This window comes from Streptomyces sp. NRRL B-3229 (genome assembly GCF_000719505.1).
Taxonomy (GTDB): domain Bacteria; phylum Actinomycetota; class Actinomycetes; order Streptomycetales; family Streptomycetaceae; genus Streptomyces; species Streptomyces griseorubiginosus.
Map to the genome: position 1 here is coordinate 1 of NZ_JOGP01000122.1, position 393 is coordinate 393.

Sequence of the window (393 nt, forward strand, 5' to 3'; positions counted from 1 at the left end):
ACCTGGGCCGGCGGCGAGATCCGCGTCTACGGCGACAAGTGCCTGGACGCCTACAACCAGGGCACCACCGACGGCACCCGGGTGATCATCTGGACCTGCAACGGCCAGAACAACCAGAAATGGACCGTCGGTTCCGACGGCACGATCCGCAACGTCAACGCCGCCGGCCTGTGCCTCGACACCGACCGCTCCGGCACCGCCAACGGCACAGCGCTCCAGCTACGGACCTGCAACGGGCAGGCCGGCCAGAAGTGGAGTCGTGTGTGAACCGTTTCGCGGTCGCCCACCCCCAACACCCCTGACCGGAAAGGCAGGTGCACGATGCCCAGGTCAAGAACCCTGTTATGGCCCGCCATGGTCGCCGTGCTGGTCGTTCTGAGCCTTGCCGGCACG

At 66.9% G+C, this 393-nt stretch carries 1 protein-coding gene; it reads left to right on the forward strand.

Features of this window, described 5'->3' with window-relative positions; genetic code table 11:
* A partial coding sequence (locus tag IF54_RS40250; protein ID WP_037821259.1) for an RICIN domain-containing protein occupies nt 1–267 on the forward strand: 267 nt, incomplete at its 5' end.
* Nucleotides 268–393 lie beyond the last annotated feature (126 nt).